General features: G+C 60.6%; 15 protein-coding genes. 5 read left to right on the forward strand and 10 right to left on the reverse strand.

What is annotated here, in order from left to right; all coding sequences use genetic code 11:
- Positions 1 to 4: 4 nt before the first annotated feature.
- Positions 5 to 1,039 (reverse strand): ABC transporter substrate-binding protein, encoded by a 1,035-nt coding sequence (locus ACQZ6J_RS16180; RefSeq protein ID WP_449084806.1) that lies wholly within the window; start codon positions 1,037 to 1,039, stop codon positions 5 to 7.
- A gap of 397 nt (positions 1,040 to 1,436) precedes the next feature.
- Between ACQZ6J_RS16180 and mgrA the strand changes: the two genes are divergently transcribed.
- Positions 1,437 to 2,480, forward strand: a complete 1,044-nt coding sequence (gene mgrA, locus ACQZ6J_RS16185; RefSeq protein ID WP_449084807.1) for an L-glyceraldehyde 3-phosphate reductase — start codon at positions 1,437 to 1,439, stop codon at positions 2,478 to 2,480.
- 75 nt (positions 2,481 to 2,555) lie between these two features.
- Here mgrA and ACQZ6J_RS16190 read toward each other — a convergent pair whose 3' ends face one another.
- The 6 genes from ACQZ6J_RS16190 to ACQZ6J_RS16215 all read right to left on the reverse strand — a co-directional run bounded on the left by ACQZ6J_RS16190 (position 2,556) and on the right by ACQZ6J_RS16215 (position 11,212).
- The gene (locus ACQZ6J_RS16190) at positions 2,556 to 3,809 is read right to left on the reverse strand and encodes an LVIVD repeat-containing protein (RefSeq protein ID WP_449084808.1); all 1,254 of its coding nucleotides are present in this window, start codon (positions 3,807 to 3,809) and stop codon (positions 2,556 to 2,558) included.
- A gap of 75 nt (positions 3,810 to 3,884) precedes the next feature.
- A complete protein-coding gene (locus ACQZ6J_RS16195; RefSeq protein WP_449084809.1) occupies positions 3,885 to 4,928 on the reverse strand; it encodes a substrate-binding domain-containing protein in 1,044 nt (347 codons plus the stop codon).
- Between the two features lie 38 nt (positions 4,929 to 4,966).
- Positions 4,967 to 6,001 carry an ABC transporter permease gene (locus ACQZ6J_RS16200; protein WP_163992571.1) on the reverse strand — a complete coding sequence of 345 codons (1,035 nt, stop codon included), beginning with the start codon at positions 5,999 to 6,001 and terminating at the stop codon, positions 4,967 to 4,969.
- Complete coding sequence (locus ACQZ6J_RS16205; protein ID WP_449084810.1) at positions 6,001 to 7,482, reverse strand: sugar ABC transporter ATP-binding protein; 1,482 nt, start codon at positions 7,480 to 7,482, stop codon at positions 6,001 to 6,003. Before ACQZ6J_RS16205 ends, ACQZ6J_RS16200 begins: the two co-directional genes overlap by 1 nt.
- A 279-nt stretch (positions 7,483 to 7,761) precedes the next feature.
- A complete protein-coding gene (locus tag ACQZ6J_RS16210; protein ID WP_449084811.1) occupies positions 7,762 to 9,645 on the reverse strand; it encodes an MFS transporter in 1,884 nt (627 codons plus the stop codon).
- A 367-nt stretch (positions 9,646 to 10,012) separates the two neighbouring features.
- A complete protein-coding gene (locus ACQZ6J_RS16215) occupies positions 10,013 to 11,212 on the reverse strand; it encodes an MFS transporter (RefSeq protein ID WP_449084812.1) in 1,200 nt (399 codons plus the stop codon).
- A 443-nt stretch (positions 11,213 to 11,655) separates the two neighbouring features.
- Between ACQZ6J_RS16215 and ACQZ6J_RS16220 the strand changes: the two genes are divergently transcribed.
- Both ACQZ6J_RS16220 and ACQZ6J_RS16225 read left to right on the forward strand, forming a co-directional pair.
- Positions 11,656 to 13,215, forward strand: coding sequence for a DUF4070 domain-containing protein (locus tag ACQZ6J_RS16220; protein WP_449084813.1), 1,560 nt, complete (start codon positions 11,656 to 11,658; stop codon positions 13,213 to 13,215).
- Between the two features lie 424 nt (positions 13,216 to 13,639).
- Positions 13,640 to 13,882 (forward strand): DUF1127 domain-containing protein, encoded by a 243-nt coding sequence (locus ACQZ6J_RS16225; RefSeq protein ID WP_449084814.1) that lies wholly within the window; start codon positions 13,640 to 13,642, stop codon positions 13,880 to 13,882.
- Positions 13,883 to 14,605: 723 nt separating this feature from the next.
- On the opposite strand, the gene ACQZ6J_RS16230 is transcribed toward ACQZ6J_RS16225, so the two are convergent.
- Positions 14,606 to 15,637, reverse strand: a complete 1,032-nt coding sequence (locus ACQZ6J_RS16230; RefSeq protein ID WP_449084815.1) for a class I SAM-dependent methyltransferase — start codon at positions 15,635 to 15,637, stop codon at positions 14,606 to 14,608.
- 202 nt (positions 15,638 to 15,839) lie between these two features.
- On the opposite strand from ACQZ6J_RS16230, the gene ACQZ6J_RS16235 reads away from it, so the two are divergent.
- Both ACQZ6J_RS16235 and ACQZ6J_RS16240 read left to right on the forward strand, forming a co-directional pair.
- Positions 15,840 to 17,831: a putative bifunctional diguanylate cyclase/phosphodiesterase gene (locus ACQZ6J_RS16235; protein WP_246726082.1), complete on the forward strand. Its 1,992-nt coding sequence runs from the start codon at positions 15,840 to 15,842 to the stop codon at positions 17,829 to 17,831.
- Between the two features lie 32 nt (positions 17,832 to 17,863).
- Positions 17,864 to 18,250 carry an ester cyclase gene (locus tag ACQZ6J_RS16240; RefSeq protein WP_449084816.1) on the forward strand — a complete coding sequence of 129 codons (387 nt, stop codon included), beginning with the start codon at positions 17,864 to 17,866 and terminating at the stop codon, positions 18,248 to 18,250.
- A 121-nt stretch (positions 18,251 to 18,371) separates the two neighbouring features.
- Here ACQZ6J_RS16240 and pcaF read toward each other — a convergent pair whose 3' ends face one another.
- Together pcaF and ACQZ6J_RS16250 are read right to left on the reverse strand one after the other, a co-directional pair.
- Positions 18,372 to 19,577, reverse strand: a complete 1,206-nt coding sequence (gene pcaF / locus ACQZ6J_RS16245) for a 3-oxoadipyl-CoA thiolase (protein WP_449084817.1) — start codon at positions 19,575 to 19,577, stop codon at positions 18,372 to 18,374.
- The gene (locus ACQZ6J_RS16250) at positions 19,577 to 20,347 is read right to left on the reverse strand and encodes a CoA-transferase subunit beta (protein WP_449084818.1); all 771 of its coding nucleotides are present in this window, start codon (positions 20,345 to 20,347) and stop codon (positions 19,577 to 19,579) included. Before ACQZ6J_RS16250 ends, pcaF begins: the two co-directional genes overlap by 1 nt.
- Positions 20,348 to 20,356 lie beyond the last annotated feature (9 nt).

The following is a 20,356-nucleotide window of genomic DNA, read 5'->3' on the forward strand; positions in this document are numbered from 1 at the left end:
ACGTTCACCCGATCTGCTTGCGGATGTCGGTGGTGGCGTCGAGGATCGCCATGGTGGCGACATCATCGACCGTGGGCGTGGCACCGGTAAACTGCTTGAGATCGGCGTAAGCCTTGATCTGGGCTGCCCAATTGTCCTTGTTCATCGCGCCCCAGCCGGTCTGCTTGGTGCTGTCGCCGAACGAGAAGTCGATGACCGGGTGGACGGCTTCGAGTTCGCTCGCCTTGTCGAGGTTGGGATAGGCATCCACCAGCATGTCGACCGCTTCTTCCGGATGGTCGCGGACATAGCCCCAGCCCTTGGCGGCGGCCGTGGTGAAGCGCACCAGCACGTCGGAATGCTTGTCGAGCTGTTCGTCGGTCGTATAGTAGACGTTGGCGTAGAGCTGCAGGCCGGCATCCCAGAGCATCATGTCGACACGCTCGTCGCCCAGCACCTTCAGCGCATTGGTGTTCGTCACCCAGCCGGTCACGGCGTCGGCCTGCCCGGTGATCAGCTGGTTCATGTCGGAACCCATATTGACCATCTTCACCTGGTCTTCCGGAATGCCATTCTGGGCGAGCAGCGCGCGCAACAGGATGAAGGCGGTCGGCTGGGTCGCGATCGTCTTGCCGATCATGTCCTTCGGCTCGCGGATCGGCGCCTTCTTCAGCGAAAAATAGGTAAAGGGATGCTTGCGATAGCCGGCGAGAAACGCCTTGACCGGCATGCCGGCCGAGCGGGCGAGCATGACGGACGGGCTTGAGGAAATCTGCCCTATGGCGGACTGGCCGGCCGCAACGCCGGCGACGCCATCGACATTCGGGCCGCCCGGCACGATGGTCAAATTGATGCCCTGTTCGGTAAAGAAGCCCTTCTTCTGGGCCGCGACCTCACCGATCAGGCCGTTGGAGGCAAGCCAGCCGAGCTGCATGCGGACCTCGGCGGCATCGGCCGCCTTGCCGGCGCGGATGCCGACAAAAGTCTGGGTTGCGGCAAGACCTCCGACCAAGGCAGCGTTGGACAGGAAACGACGGCGATTCATCATGAATTGAGACATTCTGATAGTTCCCCTGTTGATTGGGCGATCGGACTTTTTGTCTCGTTATCCACCAATGCCGGGATGATGGGGGAATTCAGCGTTCTAATAAAGAACAATTATGCGTACTATCGATTGCCTAAAAGGCAACGCTCGGCAGCGCCAGAATATGGGTGGAGCGTCGGGATCGATAGGTTCTTCACACCGCCTTGCGATGGCATGGAGCCTGCGGCGCGCCGATCTGGAAAAAACTTTCTCCGCTTAATCAATAAAGAATATGGAATGTCTTCTTATCGGGCTGGGCTCTGCCATTCTCGGCACGTTGCGAGATCGCAACGACGACAGGATCTGATGATCCGTGCGCAAAGGCGCAGGCGTCACGCAGGCTGAAACATTTTGATCGACAGAAAGACAATTCATGACCTACCGCCCCGATCCGGAACGCTATGACTCGGCCCATTTCCGCCGCGTCGGTCGAAGCGGCCTCAAACTACCGGCCATTTCCTTCGGCCTTTGGCACAACTTCGGCGATACGACGCCCCTCGACACGCAAAGGTCGATCCTTTTCAAGGCGTTCGATCTTGGTATCACCCATTTCGATCTTGCAAACAATTATGGTCCGCCTGCGGGAAGCGCCGAGATCAATTTCGGTCATATCCTGAAACAGGATCTGGCCGCCTATCGCGACGAGCTGGTCATCTCGACCAAGGCGGGCTGGGATATGTGGCCGGGCCCCTATGGTCGCGGCGGCGGGTCGAAGAAGGCGCTCCTGTCCAGCCTTGACCAGAGCCTTGGTCGCCTTGGCCTCGACTATGTCGATATCTTTTACTCGCATCGCTTCGATGCCGAGACGCCGCTCGAAGAAACGGCGGACGCGCTTGCCCAGGCGGTCCGGCAGGGCAAGGCGCTCTATGTCGGCGTATCCTCCTATTCCGGCAACAAGACCCGCGAGATCGCCGCGCTTCTGAAGGAGCGGCAGGTGCCGCTGCTGATCAACCAGCCGGCCTACAACCTCTTCAACCGTTGGGTCGAGAAGGATCTGCTGGCGGCGTCGGACGACGTCGGCGCCGGTATCATCGCCTTCACGCCGCTCGCCCAGGGCTTGCTCACCAACAAATATCTCAACGGCGTCCCGCAGGATGCCCGCGTCAATCGGCCTGGCGGCGATTTTCTGCGCCCCGAGCATTTGAAGGATGAAAACATCGAGCGGGCCCGTGCGCTGAACGAGATCGCCAAGCGTCGCGGCCAGTCGCTTGCCCAGCTTGCCATCGCCTGGGTTCTCAGGGACCCGCGTGTCACCTCGGCGCTGATCGGCGCAAGCTCGGCGCGTCAGGTGGAGGAAAACGTGGCAGCCCTGAACGATCTGACGTTCAGCGCAGAAGAACTCGCCGAGATCGATCGCTATGCCGTCGAAGGCGGCATTAACCTCTGGGAAAAGCCTTCTCACGACGAGGTGGTTTGACAGGTTTCAAAAATCTGCCCGCAACCACGGGCAGATCACCTTGCGGCGGATGGCAGGTTGACGAACCCTAATCCCTCAGCCGCCATATTCGATGATCTCAAGGCCGGCATTGTAGTCCGTCGCATAGATCAAGCCATTGGCATCGACGAAGACGTCGGCGGACTGGATGACCTTCGGCCGGCCGGGACGGCGGTCCGTCATCGTCGTCGGTGCCGCCGGTACCAGCGCCCCGGTCTCGACCGGGTAGTAGGGGTCGGAAATATCGAAGGCGCGGATGCCGGCATTCTGCCATGTCGCGAAGATCAGGGTTTCGGACACGAACGAGCCGGGCCGGTTTTCGTGCAGATTGTGCGGACCGAAATGGCCCCCCTTCTTCGCGTAGTCGATTTCGGCGGGGATCGGAAAGGTGGAGATGCTGATCGGGTTTTCGGGCACGCGAATGTCGAAGATCCAGGTGTGCTTCCGGCCGTCTTCCTCGTTATCAAGCACGGCTTCATCCGCCACGACGAGCAGATCGCGGCCGGGAAGCGGCAATGGCGAATGCGTGCCGCCGCCATAGGGCGGGCACCAGTTATGGTGCCTGATGAGCTTCGGCGCCGAATGGTCCTTGATGTCGAGAAGCGTCAGTCCGCCATCACGCCAGCAGGCATAGGCGGTGTCGCCGTGGACCAGCGCGTGGTGCAGGGCATACCGCTTGCCGTCGCCCCAGCCCGGCAATTCTCCCGCCGCCCGGTTCATGCCGGGAAGCCACCATTGACCGACGAGCTCAGGCCGGGTCGGATCCGCCATGTCGATAGTGACGAAGATATAGTCGCTGAAGCCGTCGAGCAGCGCCGACGCATAGGCATAGCGGCCGCCGACATACCAGAGCCGGTGAAAGCCGACGCCCTCGACATCCAGCTGGCCGATCTTGCGCGGCCTGTCCGGAACGGAGATATCGAACACGCTCATGCCGGCGGTCCAGGCCCGTTCCCGCTTTTTCGAGGCGACGGTCTCGCCAACCGACTGCGTGTAGTAGGCCTTCTCGTCGGTGAAGGTCTCGACATCGGCGAAAAGATCGAGCGCGTTGATGACCAGCAGCAGGTCGTCATGCGTCTGCAGATGGATGTTCCAGCTGTTCGCCGGCGCCGGCACATAATTGACAGTCGCTGGATTCTTCGGGTCGCGCACGTCCACGATCGAGAAGCCTTGTGACCAAGGATGGGCGACATAGGCATGGCCACGATGGACCATCAGCTGCAGTCCGTCGCCGCGGCCGCCAATATCGCTATGGCCGATCAGCGTCATGTTGCGGGCAAAATCGGGTTTGGGCAGGTCGATCGATGCCATGGATCTTCTCAATGCGTAAGGGGAACGAAAGGGCCGCCCTTGCGGGCGGCACCTGTGAAAAGCGGCAGATGCGGCTCAGTTTTTGGCAGCCGGAATCCAGGCGGCCGTTGCGGCATCGCTTTTCAGGAAGGCGGGGAATTTCTGCTGCAGCTCTTCGATCGTGCCGATCTTGTTGTTGACGAGATCGTCGCGCGTGATGAGCGTCGGCTGCAGGAGAACGGAACGGCCCGGGAATTGACCTGCAATGGCGAGCGAGACGGCGCGGACCGAAACTTCGCCGACAACGGCGGCATTCGTGGCGGCGGTCGCAACCCAGGCGCTGTCAGGCTCGGTCATCAGCTGGATGTCGGCGGTCGAGGTGTCGACGCCGTAGATCTTGACCTGGCCGGAAAGTCCGAGCTCGTCGATGGCGAGCTTGGCACCCTTTGCGAATTCGTCCCATGGCGTGAAGATCACCGAAATATCAGGGTTGGCCCGCAGGACCGCCTTGGTCTGGTCGGCGACGGAGGCGGGAACTGTGTCGTTGACCACGCCCCAGACGGCTTTTTCCTTCAGATTGTGCTTGGCGACGACGTCCTTCCACACCGCATAGCGGCGGTCGAGAGGCGCGAAACCGGCGACATAGACAGCGCCGCCCGTGAAGCCGTCGCCCTTGTCCTTGACGGCCTGTTCGAGAACGAGCCTGGCCATGTCCTTGTCGCTCTGCTCGACCTGCGGGATTTGCGGATTGTCGAGGTTCACGTCATAGGCGACGACCTTGATGCCCTTGTCGAGTGCCTTCTGCGCGACATCCTTCAGCACTTCGGGTCTGCCATTGTTGATGATGATGCCGTCAACGCCGAGATTGATTGCCTGCTCGACGAGATTGCGCTGCGTGTCGTTGTCGTTGCGAGCCTGCGAGACGGTGAGGTTCACGCCGAGCGAGTCGGCCTGCCGCTTGACGCCGGCCTCGAAAGCCTGCAGCCAGTCGCCGCTGCCGAGAAAGCTGACGACGGCGATATTGACGGTCCTTTTGTCGAAGGGGGCAGGTGCTCCGGCAAGACCGGCAGCCGATGCCGTGGTCACGAAAAGCGAGCCGGCGACAACAGCCGAAGCGATGGTCGTAAACAATTTGATCATTGAAAATCCATTGGGCGTTAGGTTGGAAGGGACTGGGGTCACGCCTTGCCGCGGCTGATCCCATAGGTAAGGGCAAGCGCGCCGACGAGAACGGCGCCCTTGATGAAGTCCTGCGTGTAGTAGGGAGCGTTGAGCATCGTCAGCCCGTTCAGAAGAACGCCGACGAAGACTGCGCCGATCGTCGTGCCGAGAACGTTGGGACGGCGCAATCCGAGGACGGCATAGCCGATGAGAGAGGCGGCGACGGAGTCCATCAGCAGCGAGGCGCCGGACGAGACGTCGCCGCGGCCGACACGGGCGGCAACGATAATGCCGCCGAGCGAGGCGAGAACGCCGGAAAGCACATAGGCAAAGGTCTTCAGGCGGGCGATATTGGCGCCGGCCAGCCGCGTTGCGGCTTCATTGCCGCCGGTCGCATAAAGAAGGCGGCCAAGACGCGTCCGTTCGGTAAGGACATAGAGTACCAGGGCCACGACGAGCATGAGGATGACCGGGAAGGGGACCGTGCCGAACAGGCTTGAGCGGCCGATCGTCAGGAAGGCCGGGTCGACCTTGCCGGTCGTCGTCGTTCCGTCCGGGAGGATCAGTCCCACCGAGATCGAACGCCCGGCCGTCGGGATCAGCTGCAGACCTGTCAGCAGGAACATGGTGGCGAGAGTGGCCAGCAGATCCGGCACCTTGAGCCGGACGATCAGCAGCGCATTGGCGAGCCCGACGATTGCGCCGAAGGCAAGTACCAGCGGAACCGTCAGATAGGCGTTGAGATTCCACACGATCATGGCGTAGCTCGCGGCCATGACGCTGGACGCGGCCACCGCGCCGACGGAGAGATCGAAGCCGCCGATGGCAAGCGTCACGGTCACGCCCGCGCCGATGATGGCGACGACGGATACAGCCTGCAGGATGCTCATCAGATTGTTGACGTTGATGAAGGCCGGCTGTGCGAAACTGAAGATGACGACGAGGGCAAGGAGAAGGAAGAACACCGCCCCCCGACGCACGATTTCCCACGGCGATATCGTGCTCTCTGCTGCCTTGCCCTGTCCCGGGACTTCAGCGGTGCCTTCACTCATCAAGCGTATTCCTCGTTCTGCCGGTCGCCGGCGCTCGTCTGACCGACATCCCTCAAGGCGTGGTGTTCCATCACCAATACCCGGTCGGCGACTTCGAGCGCCTCCTCGGGATCGGATGTCGCAATTAAGGTGGCGCGGTCGCTATGAGCGCGGATGGCTGTGATAATGTCCTGCCGCGCTCCGACATCCACGCCCTGGAAAGGCTCGTCGAGCAGCAGCAGGCGGCTCGGCTCCGCCTCCCAGCGTGCCAGGACGACCTTTTGCTGGTTGCCGCCCGAAAGCGACCACACGGACGCATCCGGACCGCGCGCCTTTATGCCGAGGCGCCGGATTGCCCTGTCGCCCTCACGGCTCTCGCGTCCCGAAAACAGGAAGCCGGACGGATACCATTGCTTCAGATGCGGCAGGCTGATGGTGGCCGCGATGCTTTCTCCCGGCCAATCCGACGGCATCAGCGAGGAGCGATGCCGGTCGGCAGCGGCCATGACGACACCATGCGCAATCGCATCCGCAGGCGAAGCGGGCCGAAAATCAGCGCCAGCCAGAAGCACGTTCCCGCCGGCAAAGCGCTCGATGCCGAAAAGAGCGGACAAAAGCCGGCTCTTGCCAGCCCCGAGAACGCCGGTAATTGCGACGACCTCGCCCGCCCGCAGCTTGAGATCGATCGGCGGCCTGTCTTCGAGTAGCCGTACGCCTTGAAGCTCCAGCACCGTTTGGTCGAACTGGTCGCGACGATGCGGGCGCGCGGCCGTCATCGATCGTCCGATCATGGTTTCGATGGCCGCGTTGAAATCGATGGGGCGAGAGAAGGCGCCGACATTGCGGCCTCCACGCAGGATGACGACCCGATCGGCAAGCGCATCGAGATCCGCCGTGCGATGTGAGATATAGAGCACGCCGAGGCCGCGGCTCTTCAGCTGGCGGACGATGTCGTAAAGACGCCCGGTCTCGCGTGCGGAAAGGCTTGCGGTCGGCTCATCCAGGATCAGCAGCTGCGCCTTGTTGGATAGAGCACGGGCAATGGCAACCATCTGCCGGTCGGCAGTACCAAGCTCGCCAAAGTCCCGGTCGAGCGGCAGGTCGAAGCCGGCTTCCGAGAGAATGGCAGCCGCCCGCCGCCGCACCGAGCGTTTTGACAGGAAGAAAGGCTGGCGGCCATCGACGAAATGATTGAGCAGGAGAGCGTCCGCGACGGAAAGGCCGGCTACGCCGACGACATCGGTGGACTGATGCACGGTGACGATGCCCTGCGCGCTGGCTGCCGCCGGATGATCGGCGCGATAATCGCCGCCGTTCCACAGGATCCTGCCTGAATCGGCACGATGAATGCCGGACAGAATCTTCACGAGCGTCGACTTGCCAGCGCCGTTGGCACCCATCAGCGCGACGATCTCGCCGCGATCGATGGTCAGGGACGCACCTGCCAGGGCCTGTGTCGAGCCGAAAGCAAGGGAAAGATTTTGAATATCCAGCAAAGCCATGGGTGCAGTTCGATGATCAATCGTCTGCGACACTCGTAAGCCACTGCTGCTTTATCTCAAGGATCGAGCTTACTTTGTTGATTTATTCTATAGAATAAATTTCCATTTGGCGCCGCCTCACTGAGCGATCTTCCGATATTCGAGGCCGGCGCGGGGCTCCCCCTTTCCTTGCGGTTGCTGCAGGCGCTCAAACAGGACCTGAGCGGCTGAACCGCCATAGGGGGCTACAAGACAGACGCAAAAAAGCCCGGCGCGAAAACACGCCGGGCTCCCGTGGGACTATTCGATGGCGTCGAGATCGACGCCCTTGGTTTCCCGGACGAAGATAAGGCCGATGACGAGGGTCATCGCGGCAATCGCGATGGGATACCAGAGGCCATAATAGATATCGCCCTTGGCCGCGCTCATGGCAAAGACCGTGGCCGGCAGCAGGCCGCCGAACCAGCCGTTGCCGATATGATAGGGCAGCGACATGCCGGTGTAGCGGATGCGGGTCGGGAACATCTCCACCAGAATGGCGGCAATCGGGCCGTAGACCATCGTCACGTAGATCACGAGGATCGTCAGGATGAGGATGGTCAGCGGCCAATTGATTGCCGCTGGATCGGCAACCATCTTGAAGGCACCGCCATTGGCGATGGTGTAGACAGGCATGTCGGTCGCCCCGCCGGCCTGGTCCGCCGTCAGGAGCTTCGCCTTCACGAGGTCGGCGACGGGCGTCACTGTCTTTTCGCCTGCCCGTATCGCTGCCGCATCGAGCCCAAGTTCGGGATTGGCGGCGAGGAAGGCGTCGAGCTTCGCGTCCGGCACCTTGATCGGGTCGCGCGCCAGCGGGAAGCCGGCCTTTTGCAGGGCGAGATTCATGTCATGTGTAAATGCCGTGCCCTTGGCCGCCGCACCGGCGCCGGCCGCAGTGGCGTCATAAGAGGTCACGGTTGCATCGCCGACCTTGACGGTCGCCGGCTGGCCCGCCGGTCCCTCGGCAACCGTGTAGGGAACGGACGACTTCGACAGGAACGACGTCGCGATATCGCACGAGTTGTTGAATTTGGCGGTTCCCACCGGATTGAACTGGAATGTGCAATCGCCCGGAGCCGCCGTGACGGTGGCGCGGATGGTCTGTTCCGCCTGGGCAAGCGCCGGATTGGCAGCCCGCGTCAGCGCATTGAAGAGCGGGAAGTAGGTCAGGATCGCCAGCGCAAGCCCTGCCATGATGATCGGCTTGCGGCCGATCTTGTCGGAAAGCCAGCCGAAGAACACGAAGAAGCCGCTGCCGATCAGAAGCGCGATCGCAATCATGATATTGACCGACTGGCCATCAACCTTGAGCACGTTCTGCAGGAAGAACAGCGAATAGAACTGGCCGGCATACCAGACGACCGCCTGGCCGGCGGTGAGACCGAGCAGCGCGATGAGGGCGATCTTCGCGTTCTTCCATTGCCCGAAGGCCTCAGACAGCGGTGCCTTGGAGCCCTTTCCCTCTTCCTTCATCTTCTTGAAGGCCGGCGATTCGCTGAGCGACAGCCGGATCCAGACGGAGATGGCCAGCAGAAGGCAGGACAAGACGAACGGAATGCGCCAGCCCCAGGCGGCAAAGGCATCCTTGCCGACCGCGTTTTGTACGACCAGGATGACGATCAGCGACAGAAACAGGCCGAGCGTCGCCGTCGTCTGGATCCAGGACGTGTAGTAGCCGCGCCTGTCGTCGGGGGCGTGCTCGGCGACATAGGTGGCCGCACCACCATATTCGCCGCCAAGCGCCAGGCCCTGTAGCAGGCGAAGGATGATCAGAATGACCGGGGCAACGATGCCCCAGCTTGCCGAACCAGGGAGAACGCCGACCAGGAAGGTCGAGAGGCCCATGATCAGGATGGTGACGAGAAAGGTATATTTGCGTCCGACGAGATCGCCGATCCGGCCGAAGACCAGTGCGCCGAAAGGCCGGACGAGGAAGCCTGCGGCAAAGGCCAGCAAGGCGAAGATGTTGCGGGTTGCTTCCGGATAGTCGCTAAAAAAAGCGGTGCCGATAAAGGCGGCCAGGGATCCGTAGAGATAGAAATCGTACCATTCGAACACAGTTCCGAGGGAGGAGGCGAAGATGACTTTCTTCTCCTCCCTGGTCATGCCACGACTTCTCGTCGCGGCAACGGACGCGGTTGCCATGAATCAATCCTCCCAATTGCACCAGGGACATGGTCAAAAGACCCGTGTCATGTCCCCCATGATGACATTACGCAGGACTTTCCTGCCGATGGGCGCGGAAAGTCGCGCCAGTGGGTGCTCCCCTGATTCCCTCCCCCAGGAGATCACGCACCTGATGCACTTGCGAGTGTTGGCCAAAAATTGAAAATTGCAATGCCTGCAACCGGTGTCGCTTATGGAAAACTGTGTGTAAGTATCAAGAAATATGAATATATCGCCGCTCGCTCCTCCCGCCGCGGCTTCTCGTCGGGAGGAGCGATGTCAGGCTCGCCGAAATATGACGCAGCCAGGAAAGCTCGGCATGCGAATCCTGACCTTTTTGCCTAGGTCATGCGGTCTGCAGCCGCAGCCGCCGCATCGGCGGAAAGGCAAGTGCTATGGCGGCGGCGCCCAGTCCGACCATGGACGAGCCGATGAAGAGCCAGGAGTAGTTGGCGAAGGTATCGAATATCCAGCCGCCGATGAGTGATCCGGCTGCCATGCCGATGCTTGAGAGCATCGAGGCTGCGCCGAACACGGTGCCGATGACGCGTGGTCCGAAATACTCGCGCGCCAGAACCGCATAAAGCGGCATGACGCCGCCATAGGCACTGCCGAAGACGACCGCCAACGCATAGAATTCGCCGAGTTCGCTGACCAGCAGATAGCTGGCAAGCGCGAGCGCCTGTACCAGCAGTCCGGCGACCAGCACCGGCTTCACGCCCAGCCTGTCGGCGAGCGTTCCATAAAGAAGCCGTCCGCCGAGCCCCGCGAGCCCTTCGACGCTATAGATGCTGACGGCGGCCATCGGCCCGACGCCGCAGATGGTGGCATAGCTGACCATGTGGAAGATCGGGCCGGAATGAGCGGCGCAGCAAGCAAAGAAGGTCGCGCCGAGAACGAGGAACTGCGGCGAGCGGAAGATGCGGCCAAGCGGCAGGCTTTGTTCTTCCCTTTGCGCATCCGGGCTGGAGGCTTCGGCAAGAACGGGCGCTCGGCGCACAAGCATCGCCGCCGGGATCAAAAGCGCCCACGCCAGGATGCCGATCACCAGCATGGCGAAACGCCAGTCATAGGCGGAAATCAGATAGCGCGCAAAAGGCGAGACGGTCATCGGCGCAACGCCCATGCCGGCCGAGACGAGTGATACCGCGAGGCTTCGGCCTTTGTCGAACCAGGCGGTCGTCGCCGCGATCATAGGCGCGAAGAAGGCGCTGGCGGCAAGGCCGACAAGGATGCCATAGGTCAGCTGGAATTGCAGAAGGGAGCCTGCCCGGCTGGCCAGGACCAGCGCAAGCCCAAGCAGCGCCGCGCCGATCAGCACGACGCTGCGAACGCCAAAACGATCGCTTGCAGCGCCCCAGGCGAAGGCACCCAAGCCCATCGTCAGGAAATTCAATGTCATGGCGGTGGCGATGCCGATATGGGACCAGCCGGTGTCGGCAGCCATCGGCACCTGAAAGATCGCCAGGGAAAACATCGCTCCGAGCGCAACGCAGGTCATCAGGGCTCCGGCCCCGACGATCACCCAACGATAGGACGAATTCATTTCGCAACTCCCTTCATCCGGTTCCGCCCAAGACGCGAAAGATCGGCCATTCGCCTTTCGCATCAGGTCCGTAATAAAGACGATCGCATCGGAGGGATTTCGACATCGTCGCCCAAAAAGTTTCGATTGGCATTGCAACTGGGCTTTTGATCCTGGCGGCGAAAACGTCGTGGCGCAATGCTCCCGTCAAATATTCGGGCCACGCCGCACATACGGGAGCTTCACCTCAAATGCCGACCCGCAGAGATGATGTGTCGAGGATGCCACCGGCATCCCGTCGCCCGGAATTTAATCCTCGGCTCATATAGGGCTGCTAAGACAGCCGCCGCGATGCTGGAAAAACCCGCCTCGCCGCCTATGGGCGAATGCAGGCAACCGCAAATGACATACAGGCTCAACGCAATACCGAACCAGATCTTCCAAATCATGGAGCGGCATATTCAATGGCTCATATCGTCATCATCAATCCGCGCTTCGAAACCTCCTACTGGGGCATGGAGCACGCTCTGCCGCTATTCGATGTCAAGGCCAATCTACCGGTAGCCTGCCTGCCCTTGCTGGCTGCGCTGACACCCTCGGAACATACCGTCACGCTGATAGACGAGAATGTCGAGCCGATAGACTACGGCCTCTGCGAGACGGCCGATATCGTTGCGCTGACGGGAATGATCGTCCAGCGGTTCCGGATGACGGAGATCCTGACCGAGCTCAAGCGACGCGATTGCTTTACCGTCGTCGGCGGACCTTGGGTTACGGTCAAGGAGGAATATTTCGGCAACCTTGCCGACGTCGCCTTCATCGGCGAGGCTGAAGAAACCTGGCCGAAATTCCTGGAGGAATGGCAGCAGGGCTGCCATGCCCGGCGTTACGAACAGTCCGACAGGACGGATATGAGCACGGTGCCGGTGCCGCGCTTCGATCTCCTGAAAATGGATGAATATGCGGTCGGCAGCGTTCAGTTCTCGCGCGGCTGTCCCTTCACCTGCGATTTCTGCGACATCATCGTGGTCTTCGGCCGCAAGCCGCGCATCAAGACCAGCGCCCAGATCGTCGCCGAGATGGAAGCCTTGCTGGCGACCGGAACGGACACGGCCTTCATCGTCGACGACAACCTGATCGGCAACAAGAAGGCGATCAAGGAGGTCTTGCGCGATGTCGTCGCCTGGCAGGAACGGCATCATTATCCGATGACGTTTCTGACGGAGGCGTCGATCGACCTGGCCGACGATGCGGAGCTGATGCAGCTGATGGTCGACGCCAATATCCGCGTCGTCTTCATCGGCATCGAGACGCCAAACGAGGAGGCGTTGCGCGAAACCAAGAAGCTGCAGAACCTGCGCAAGGGCGGAACGATGCTGGAAAAGATCCATACGATCCAGCAAACCGGCATGGAAGTCTGGTGCGGCATGATCCTGGGTTTCGACAGCGACGATGCGACCATCTTCGATGCGCAGCGCATCTTCATCAAGGATGCGCGTATCGTCAACGCCATGATCGGCATGCTGGCAGCCATTCCGAAGACGCCGCTCTACACTCGTCTTGCCAAGGAGGGGAGGCTCGATCACGACGATCCGCCCGCTTACGGCACCAATGTCATCCCGCTCAATCTCTCGCGGGAGACCCTGCGGGACGGATATCTTTCCGTTCTTAGCGATCTGCATCAACCGGCCGCCTATTTCGACCGACTGGATGCGCTTTACATCGATGCGCATATCGAGCCGGAAAGTACCCGTTTGCGACATCTGCGCCGGCATCCGTTGCGTCTGCTTGCGCTCAATGCGACATGGGCATTCGAAGCCGTCGGCATTTTCGTCCGGCTGATGGGCCGGGTGAAGGAGGCGGACTTGCGCGCCGTCTATCGCCGGCGGCTATTCAATCTCCTGCGGCATCGCCGCTCGCCCGTCGTTCTGCAGATCTACGCGATCAAGTGTGCCATGCATTATCATGCCCATATCATGGTTCAGCAGATGCGTACGGGCGGCGGCATCGTCAACTCGTTCTAACGCGGTTTCGATCGCCTGGAAAAGCAGTTTGAACCTGTGTGCGGCAGCATATGGACTGTTGCTACAAGGCAACACAATGCGACGGAGATTTGCAATTCGAAATTGCAGGCTTGCCGCAAGACGAATCTTGCATATTATACACCTATCCGCAATCAAACAGAGGAGGCGTGAAATGTGTCATATTCGAATGTTTACGTACGCCTCTAGCGGACTGCTCGGCTCTGGTTTTGCATGTGCCACTCCGGTTGCGCGACGAGCGATCGTTTAAAGCTCGAAAAGCTTTAAATTCCGCCACTTAGGCGTTTTCTCACCAACACATCATGACTTGCTGATGGAATGAATCGGCGCATGTCCCATGCGTCAGCTCCTGAAGCCGGTCAAGCTTCGAGAGGACCTGGCTGCGTGACTGCGCCAGGAAAATACAATGATGCATTCACAATTTTTAGTTGCCGACAGTTTGACGGCGACGGTCGATGAACTGTACCAGAAATTCGGTGCCTGGAGGACGGCACGCGCCTTGCTGCTCGTTGTCTGGAGGCAACGTCAGACGCGCAAGCAGGTGGCCGAGCTATCGAACTACCAGCTTCGCGATATCGGTCTTCCCGAGCGGGAAAACGCCCTGGGGTATCCCGGCTACCTGCCGCCGCATCTGCGCAGCTTCAACTGAGGTGGGCGCGGCACAGGTGCGAACCTCGCTGCATGCCGTTGTCGACCGATGTCGGCATGCGCTTCCGAAGGGTGACAAAAGAAGAAGCTGCTCACGCAACGGAGCTGTCGTTCTTGCGCGTTGCAGCCTATCGATGGGTTGCCCTGGGAGGTATCAGGCAGGGGAGGCGGCCACGCGCTCTCTCCTGCTGTACCTTGGCATCCTGCATAGGCATCAGCCGCGGGTTTCAATTTCCTTGCTGTTGAGCAGGCGTGTCCAAGGCGGTCGCAACCCATCTATGCAATGCGATCGTCGCCCGGGATTGGCTGCCGTCGAGGAGCGGCGAGCGGCGAAGTCCCCTATCATGCCATCCCTCTGGATCGCCGGGTTCCGGACGGCAAGGGGCTGTTGATCGCTTTGGGGTAGCATGTCGTTGAGGTGGGTATGCCAACTGCATGTCGATTGCACGCGAGAAGTTCGATGACCGCATAGACGGTCTCGATACCGGCGGCGCCTGCTATCCCCTCAAGTCATTCGCCATTAAGAGACTTATGGCCCGATTGCGCGCCATCATGCGCCGTCAAGGCATTGGATGACATGGTGTGCAAACAGATAGGCACACAGTACACCCCGATCCGTGCCGCCATCACAGCAGTCGATCCAGGCTATTGCCTGCCATTTGCTCTATTGCGCTTTTCCGGCCAAGCCGCGGCGCGGCCTGGCCAGCTGTGCCGCTCCCGTAAACTATACGGTCAGGACTGCATATATGACGCCGCCGTTTTCACCGCGCGTAACGGAGATGTCGGCGAGATGGTGTCGGACCTTGTCGATGATCGACTGGACATCTTCGTCCGTTCGCCAGATCAGCGGCCAGTTCATGAAGGTTTCCATGTAACCTTCGACGCCGATGTCCTTGGCGAAATTCGCGAGCAGGAACTTGCCGCCTGGCTTCAGCATCTGCAGGCAACGCTCGGTCAACCGCACAGCGACACTTTCGGCGAGATAGTCGTAAAGGCCGGCTGCATAGATGAAGTCGAATGTGCCGAGCTTCTGCGCCCGCCCCAATATGGTGCGAACCGAACCGTTAACCGCTTCGACGCAGCTTCCGTGGAAGGCCGAGCTCACGGTGCCGACGCTGATGGGATCCTGATCGAGCGCAACCCAGCGCTTGAGCTTGCCGCTTTGCAGGGCCTGGGAACGCTCCGCTTCGCGAAGGTGCCCCGCCGCAATCGCCAGAATTTCCGCATTGTCGTTTTCACCGGCGACGGCATCGACATGCGCGGCAAGAAGATCGCGCCTCTCGCGCACCGCGACGGCGGACGGGGCGCTTCTGGTGAAATTGTAAATTTCCGAGCCGAGGGGCGAAGCGGCTTTCACCTGCGCCGCGACTGCAGGATGTTCGTAGATGAAATCAAGTAGATAGGCATCGCCGCTATAGCCGCGAGGCTTTTCGAACGACCATCGCGTCAGGGGATCCTGCAGCAGGTACGATGAAACGGGATGGGCCTGCGCGATGGAAGCCAGATGCGTCCAGACGAGCGGGGTCGATTTGTTCATCAATGCCTGCAGCCGCTCCGTCAAAGCCTTCATGATGCCTTGAACTGGCGCGTTCGCTTCGAAGCCCTGCTGCGTCAGGGAAAGAATGAGGGCGAGCTCTGCTTCGCCCTCTTTGATCTGATCGGTGGTGAGAATGTTACCGGATGATCTCGCATGTTCCGAAATGGACTGCGCGGTAACAAGGCTATAGCCGTCGAGTGCAGTTTGAAATTGTTTCAATTTTAAATGATTCCGTGAACACTATGCAAACCATATCTCATATAAAAATTGGGCGCTATGGTTTTGTTAATGTCGCTACGGCAACGCTATCGCTATCAAACGGACCAAATCAGCCGCTTCGTGAGGCGATGATTTGTTCAGTCGAGCGGCGCAAAGGTAACGCGGTGACATGAAGTCTCGGCTAACTCGGGTGATGGTGAGCATGCGTCGATTGTCGGGGGTAGATAATCTTGGCCGGGGAGAAGTCCGCCGGGCGAGTCGTTCCGCCGAACTTCGCACGCTCTACAAAGACTACGGCAACGAGGCGCGCCGTGCCCTGGCTCGCAGCGGCCTGTGGCTTGCTGTCCCCGTCTACGTTCTCTTCCTGATAACCGACCTGATCTTCATTCCGGATGTGTCGAATGTAACCATTCCTGCGCGTTTTCTCATCGGCGGTGCTTCGCTTCTTATCCTGGAGATCCAGTTCTCGCGCGGGCGTCGTGCAGGCGAGCTCGAGGCGACATGTGCCGCCGCGGTGGTCCTGGGCTATGTGGTGTGGCTGGTGCCGGCGCTGCAGACCGCCAATGCCGAAGCTTTCTCTTATTATGCCGCCTTCGGCGCGATCTTCATGATGGGCGTTAACCTTTTCTTCAGCCTCGAGTTCGGTCTCGCCATCGCCTCGTCCGGGCTGATCTTCGCATCGTTCCTGCTCTCGCTGACCGAGTTTCACTACAGCCCTGCCTATTGTCTTGCCTTTACCACCTTCTATCTCTGCTGCTTCGTCTTCACCTCCTATGTGAACTGGAAGCTGAACAAGGAACGTTTCAACGTCTTCCTCAATGCCAGGGAAGCCGAACTGCAGCAGCGCCAGGCAACCGAGCGCGGGGAGGCGCTTCTGCGTCTGTCCATTACCGACTCCCTGACGGGCATGGAAAATCGCCGAGCGGCTGATATAAGGCTGAAGCAGTTCTGGGAGCGCTGGCGTGAGGACGGCGTGGCGTTTGCGGTCCTGCTGGTCGATGTCGATTTCTTCAAGAAGTACAATGACTATTATGGGCATCAGGAGGGCGACCATTGCCTTGTGACGGTCGCCAATGCCTTGTCCGATATCGTCGCGCCCTTGGGCGCGACCGTCGGCCGATATGGCGGCGAAGAGTTTATCGTCATTCTCGATCTGGAGCGTGGAGCGGATGCCCTGGCTCTGGCAGAAGCCATCTGCCACGGGATCGAGGACCTAGATATCATCCATGCGCAGCGGCTCGATGGCTTCCGGCACGTCACCGTGAGCGTGGGGGCGACCGTGACGAGAGACGTCGCCGGCACGAAACTGGAAAACGTCATCAATGAAGCGGACCGCGCCCTGTATTCCGCCAAGGCCAGCGGTCGCAACTGTGCAAGGCTGTTTGATCCCAACGAGCTGCCCGGCGGCGATGCGAGCGAAAACATTGCGGCGATCCTGAAGATCGCCATTCAGCAGAATCTCGTCTCGCTGGTATACCAGCCGATCCTGTATCTCGAGACTGGCGAGATCGGTGCCTACGAGGCCTTGATGCGTCTGCAAATGCTCGATGGATCGAGTTCCTCCCCTGCCGTCTTCATCCCGATCGCGGAGCGTACAGGCGCCATTATCGAACTCGGCTATTGGGCGATCAGGCGTGCGTGCTGCGAACTGCTGTTCCGTGATATCGTCGATACGGTGAGCATCAATGTTTCTCCGATCCAGTTGCGTGCTCCGGGCTTCGCGGCGCAGGTGGCCGCCATCCTCGCTGAAACGGGCGTTTCGGGGCACAGGATCGCATTCGAGATCACCGAAGGCGTCGACATGGAAATACGCCCCGATGTGCTCGACAGCATTCAGGATCTCAAGAAGCTCGGCATCAAATTCTGGCTGGATGATTTCGGCACAGGCTTTGCCGGCCTTTCCTGGCTTCGCCTGATGGATTTCGAGACCGTCAAGATCGACAAATCGTTCCTGCACGATGCCGCGGACAACGAGGGCGCAAAGGTTCTTCTCGAAGACATCATCGGGCTGGTGCGCAATCGAGGTCATCGCATCCTTGTCGAAGGGGTCGAGAACGAGGAGCAACTCGATCTCGTCAAATCCTTCGGTATCGACGCCGTCCAGGGATATCACATCGGCCGGCCGGCGCCGCCGCTGAAGCATCCGATGGCGATAAGACAAACCGGCCGGCGCCGTTTGCAGGCATCGGCCTGAGGCCGATCGATCCCAGGCAGAAGGCAATGTGAATGGAAAGCGTCGACCTGTCCGAGATCTATCGCGGCTATATTGCTTGCTTGAACCGGCAGGATTGGTCGAATCTCGGCAAATTCATCCATGACGACGTGCATTACAACGGCAGCCATGTTGGATTGTCGGGATATCGCGAAATGCTCGAAGGCGACTTCCGCGCCATTCCCGATCTCCATTTCGACATTCGGCTGCTGATTTGCGAACCACCCCATGTTGCAAGCCGTCTGCAGTTTGACTGCAGGCCGAAGGGGGTGTTGTTCGGGATGCCGGTGAACGGCAAAAGGGTGCAGTTCGCCGAAAATGTCTTCTATGAGTTTTGGGAGGGACGCGCCCGAAACGTCTGGTCGATCATAGACAAGGCGGCCATCGCCACCCAGTTGTAGTATGGGCTGGCCGACTGGACGGTCACTCGGCAATCGCTGCCTTGGCCAGGCCAGCATCCAGCCCCGCCTGCCGGCATGGCCCGCCGCCGATGCGGCGACGGACCAAAGCTGATCGAAACAATCAGACCCGCTCGAGAGCGATGGCAATGCCCTGGCCGACGCCGATGCACATGGTCGACAGCGAATAGCGTCCGCCGGTCTCCTGCAGTTCCAGGGCCGCGGTGCCGGTGATGCGGGCGCCGGACATGCCGAGGGGATGGCCGAGCGCGATCGCGCCGCCATTGCGATTGACGCGGGCATCGTCATCGGCAATGCCGAGTTCGCGCAGCACGGCAAGCCCTTGCGAGGCGAAGGCCTCGTTGAGTTCGATGACGTCGAACTGTTCCTGGCGCATGCCAAGCCGGGCCATCAGCTTGCGCGAAGCCGGAACCGGGCCGATGCCCATGATGCGCGGGGGAACACCGGCGGCGGCTCCGCCGAGGATGCGGGCAATCGGGGTCAGGCCGTATTTCTTTGCGGCGGCTTCCGAAGCGATGATGAGGGCGGCGGCACCGTCGTTGACGCCGGAAGCGTTGCCGGCGGTCACCGTGCCGCCTTCCTTCTTGAAGGGCGTGCCGAGCTTGGCGAGCGCCTCTATCGTCGTTGCGCGCGGATGCTCGTCCTTGCCGACAACAACCGGATCGCCCTTGCGCTGCGGGATCGTGACCGGCGTGATTTCCTTGGCAAGCCGGCCGCTTTCCTGGGCTGCAGCAGCCTTCGCCTGCGAGCGCACGGCAAAAGCGTCCTGATCCTGGCGGGCGACCTTGTAATCTTCGGCGACGTTCTCGCCCGTCTCCGGCATGGAGTCGACGCCATATTGTTTCTTCATGACCGGATTGATGAAGCGCCAGCCGATGGTGGTGTCATAGATTTCGGCATTGCGCGAAAAGGCGCTTTCGGCCTTCGGAATGACGAAGGGCGCGCGCGACATGCTTTCGACGCCGCCGGCAATCATCAAATCCGCCTCGCCGGCGCGGATGGCGCGAGCCGCTGCGATGATGGCGTCCATGCCCGAGCCGCACAGCCGGTTGATCGTCGTGCCGGCGGCTGCGATGGGCAGCCCGGCAAGCAGGCTCGCCATGCGTGCGACGTTGCGATTGTCCTCGCCGGCCTGGTTGGCGCAGCCATAGATCACGTCGTCGACGGCTTCCCAGTCGACCGAAGCATTGCGCTCGATGAGCGCCTTTAGCGGCACGGCGCCGAGATCGTCTGCGCGAACGGAGGAGAGCGATCCGCCGAAGCGGCCGATCGGGGTGCGGATGTAGTCACAGATAAAAGCGTCGGTCATCAGGCTGCCTCATGGGCTTTCTTGGTACGCGCGTTGATATCGCGCAGGACGGATAGTTCGGTTTCAGTCGGTGCTGGGGTCTCGATCACCTCGTCGGCAAACTTGATCGCCCAGCCGCAATTCTCCGATATCTGCTCGCGACTTACACCCTTATGGATAGACACGACAGTCAATTCCTTGGTGACCGGATCAGGCTCGAGAATGCAGAGATCGGTAATAACGCGAGTCGGACCTTTCGTCTTCATGCCCAGGCGCTCACGGTGATTTCCGCCTTCGCCATGACCCATCGAGGTGATGAAGGGCAGCTTCTCGACAAAGCCGCGCTTGGAGAGCGCCATGGTGATGAAGATCTGGCCGCAATTGCTGGCGATTTCGGGTGCTCCGCCGCCACCGGGCAAGCGAACCTTGGGGTGGTCGTAGGGGCCGACGACGGTGGTGTTCAGATTGGCGAACCTGTCGATCTGCGCGCCGCCGAGGAAACCCGTCGTGATGTGGCCGCCCTGCAGCCAGTAGCGGAACATTTCCGGCACGGCGACCGTGAAAAGCGCGGTATCGCAAAGCTCGCCGTCGCCGATCGACAGCGGCAGCACATCGGGCTTGGTGCCAACGGTGCCGCTTTCGTAGATCAGGGTAATGTCCGGCGCATGGGTCAGGCGCGCGACATTGCAGGCTGCTGACGGCGCGCCGATGCCGACGAAGCACACATCGTCATTCGTCAGTGCGCGGGCGGCCGCAATCGTCATCATTTCCGTAGGCGTAAAATCGCTCATCTTGACCTC

The organism is Rhizobium sp. A37_96 (assembly GCF_053521765.1).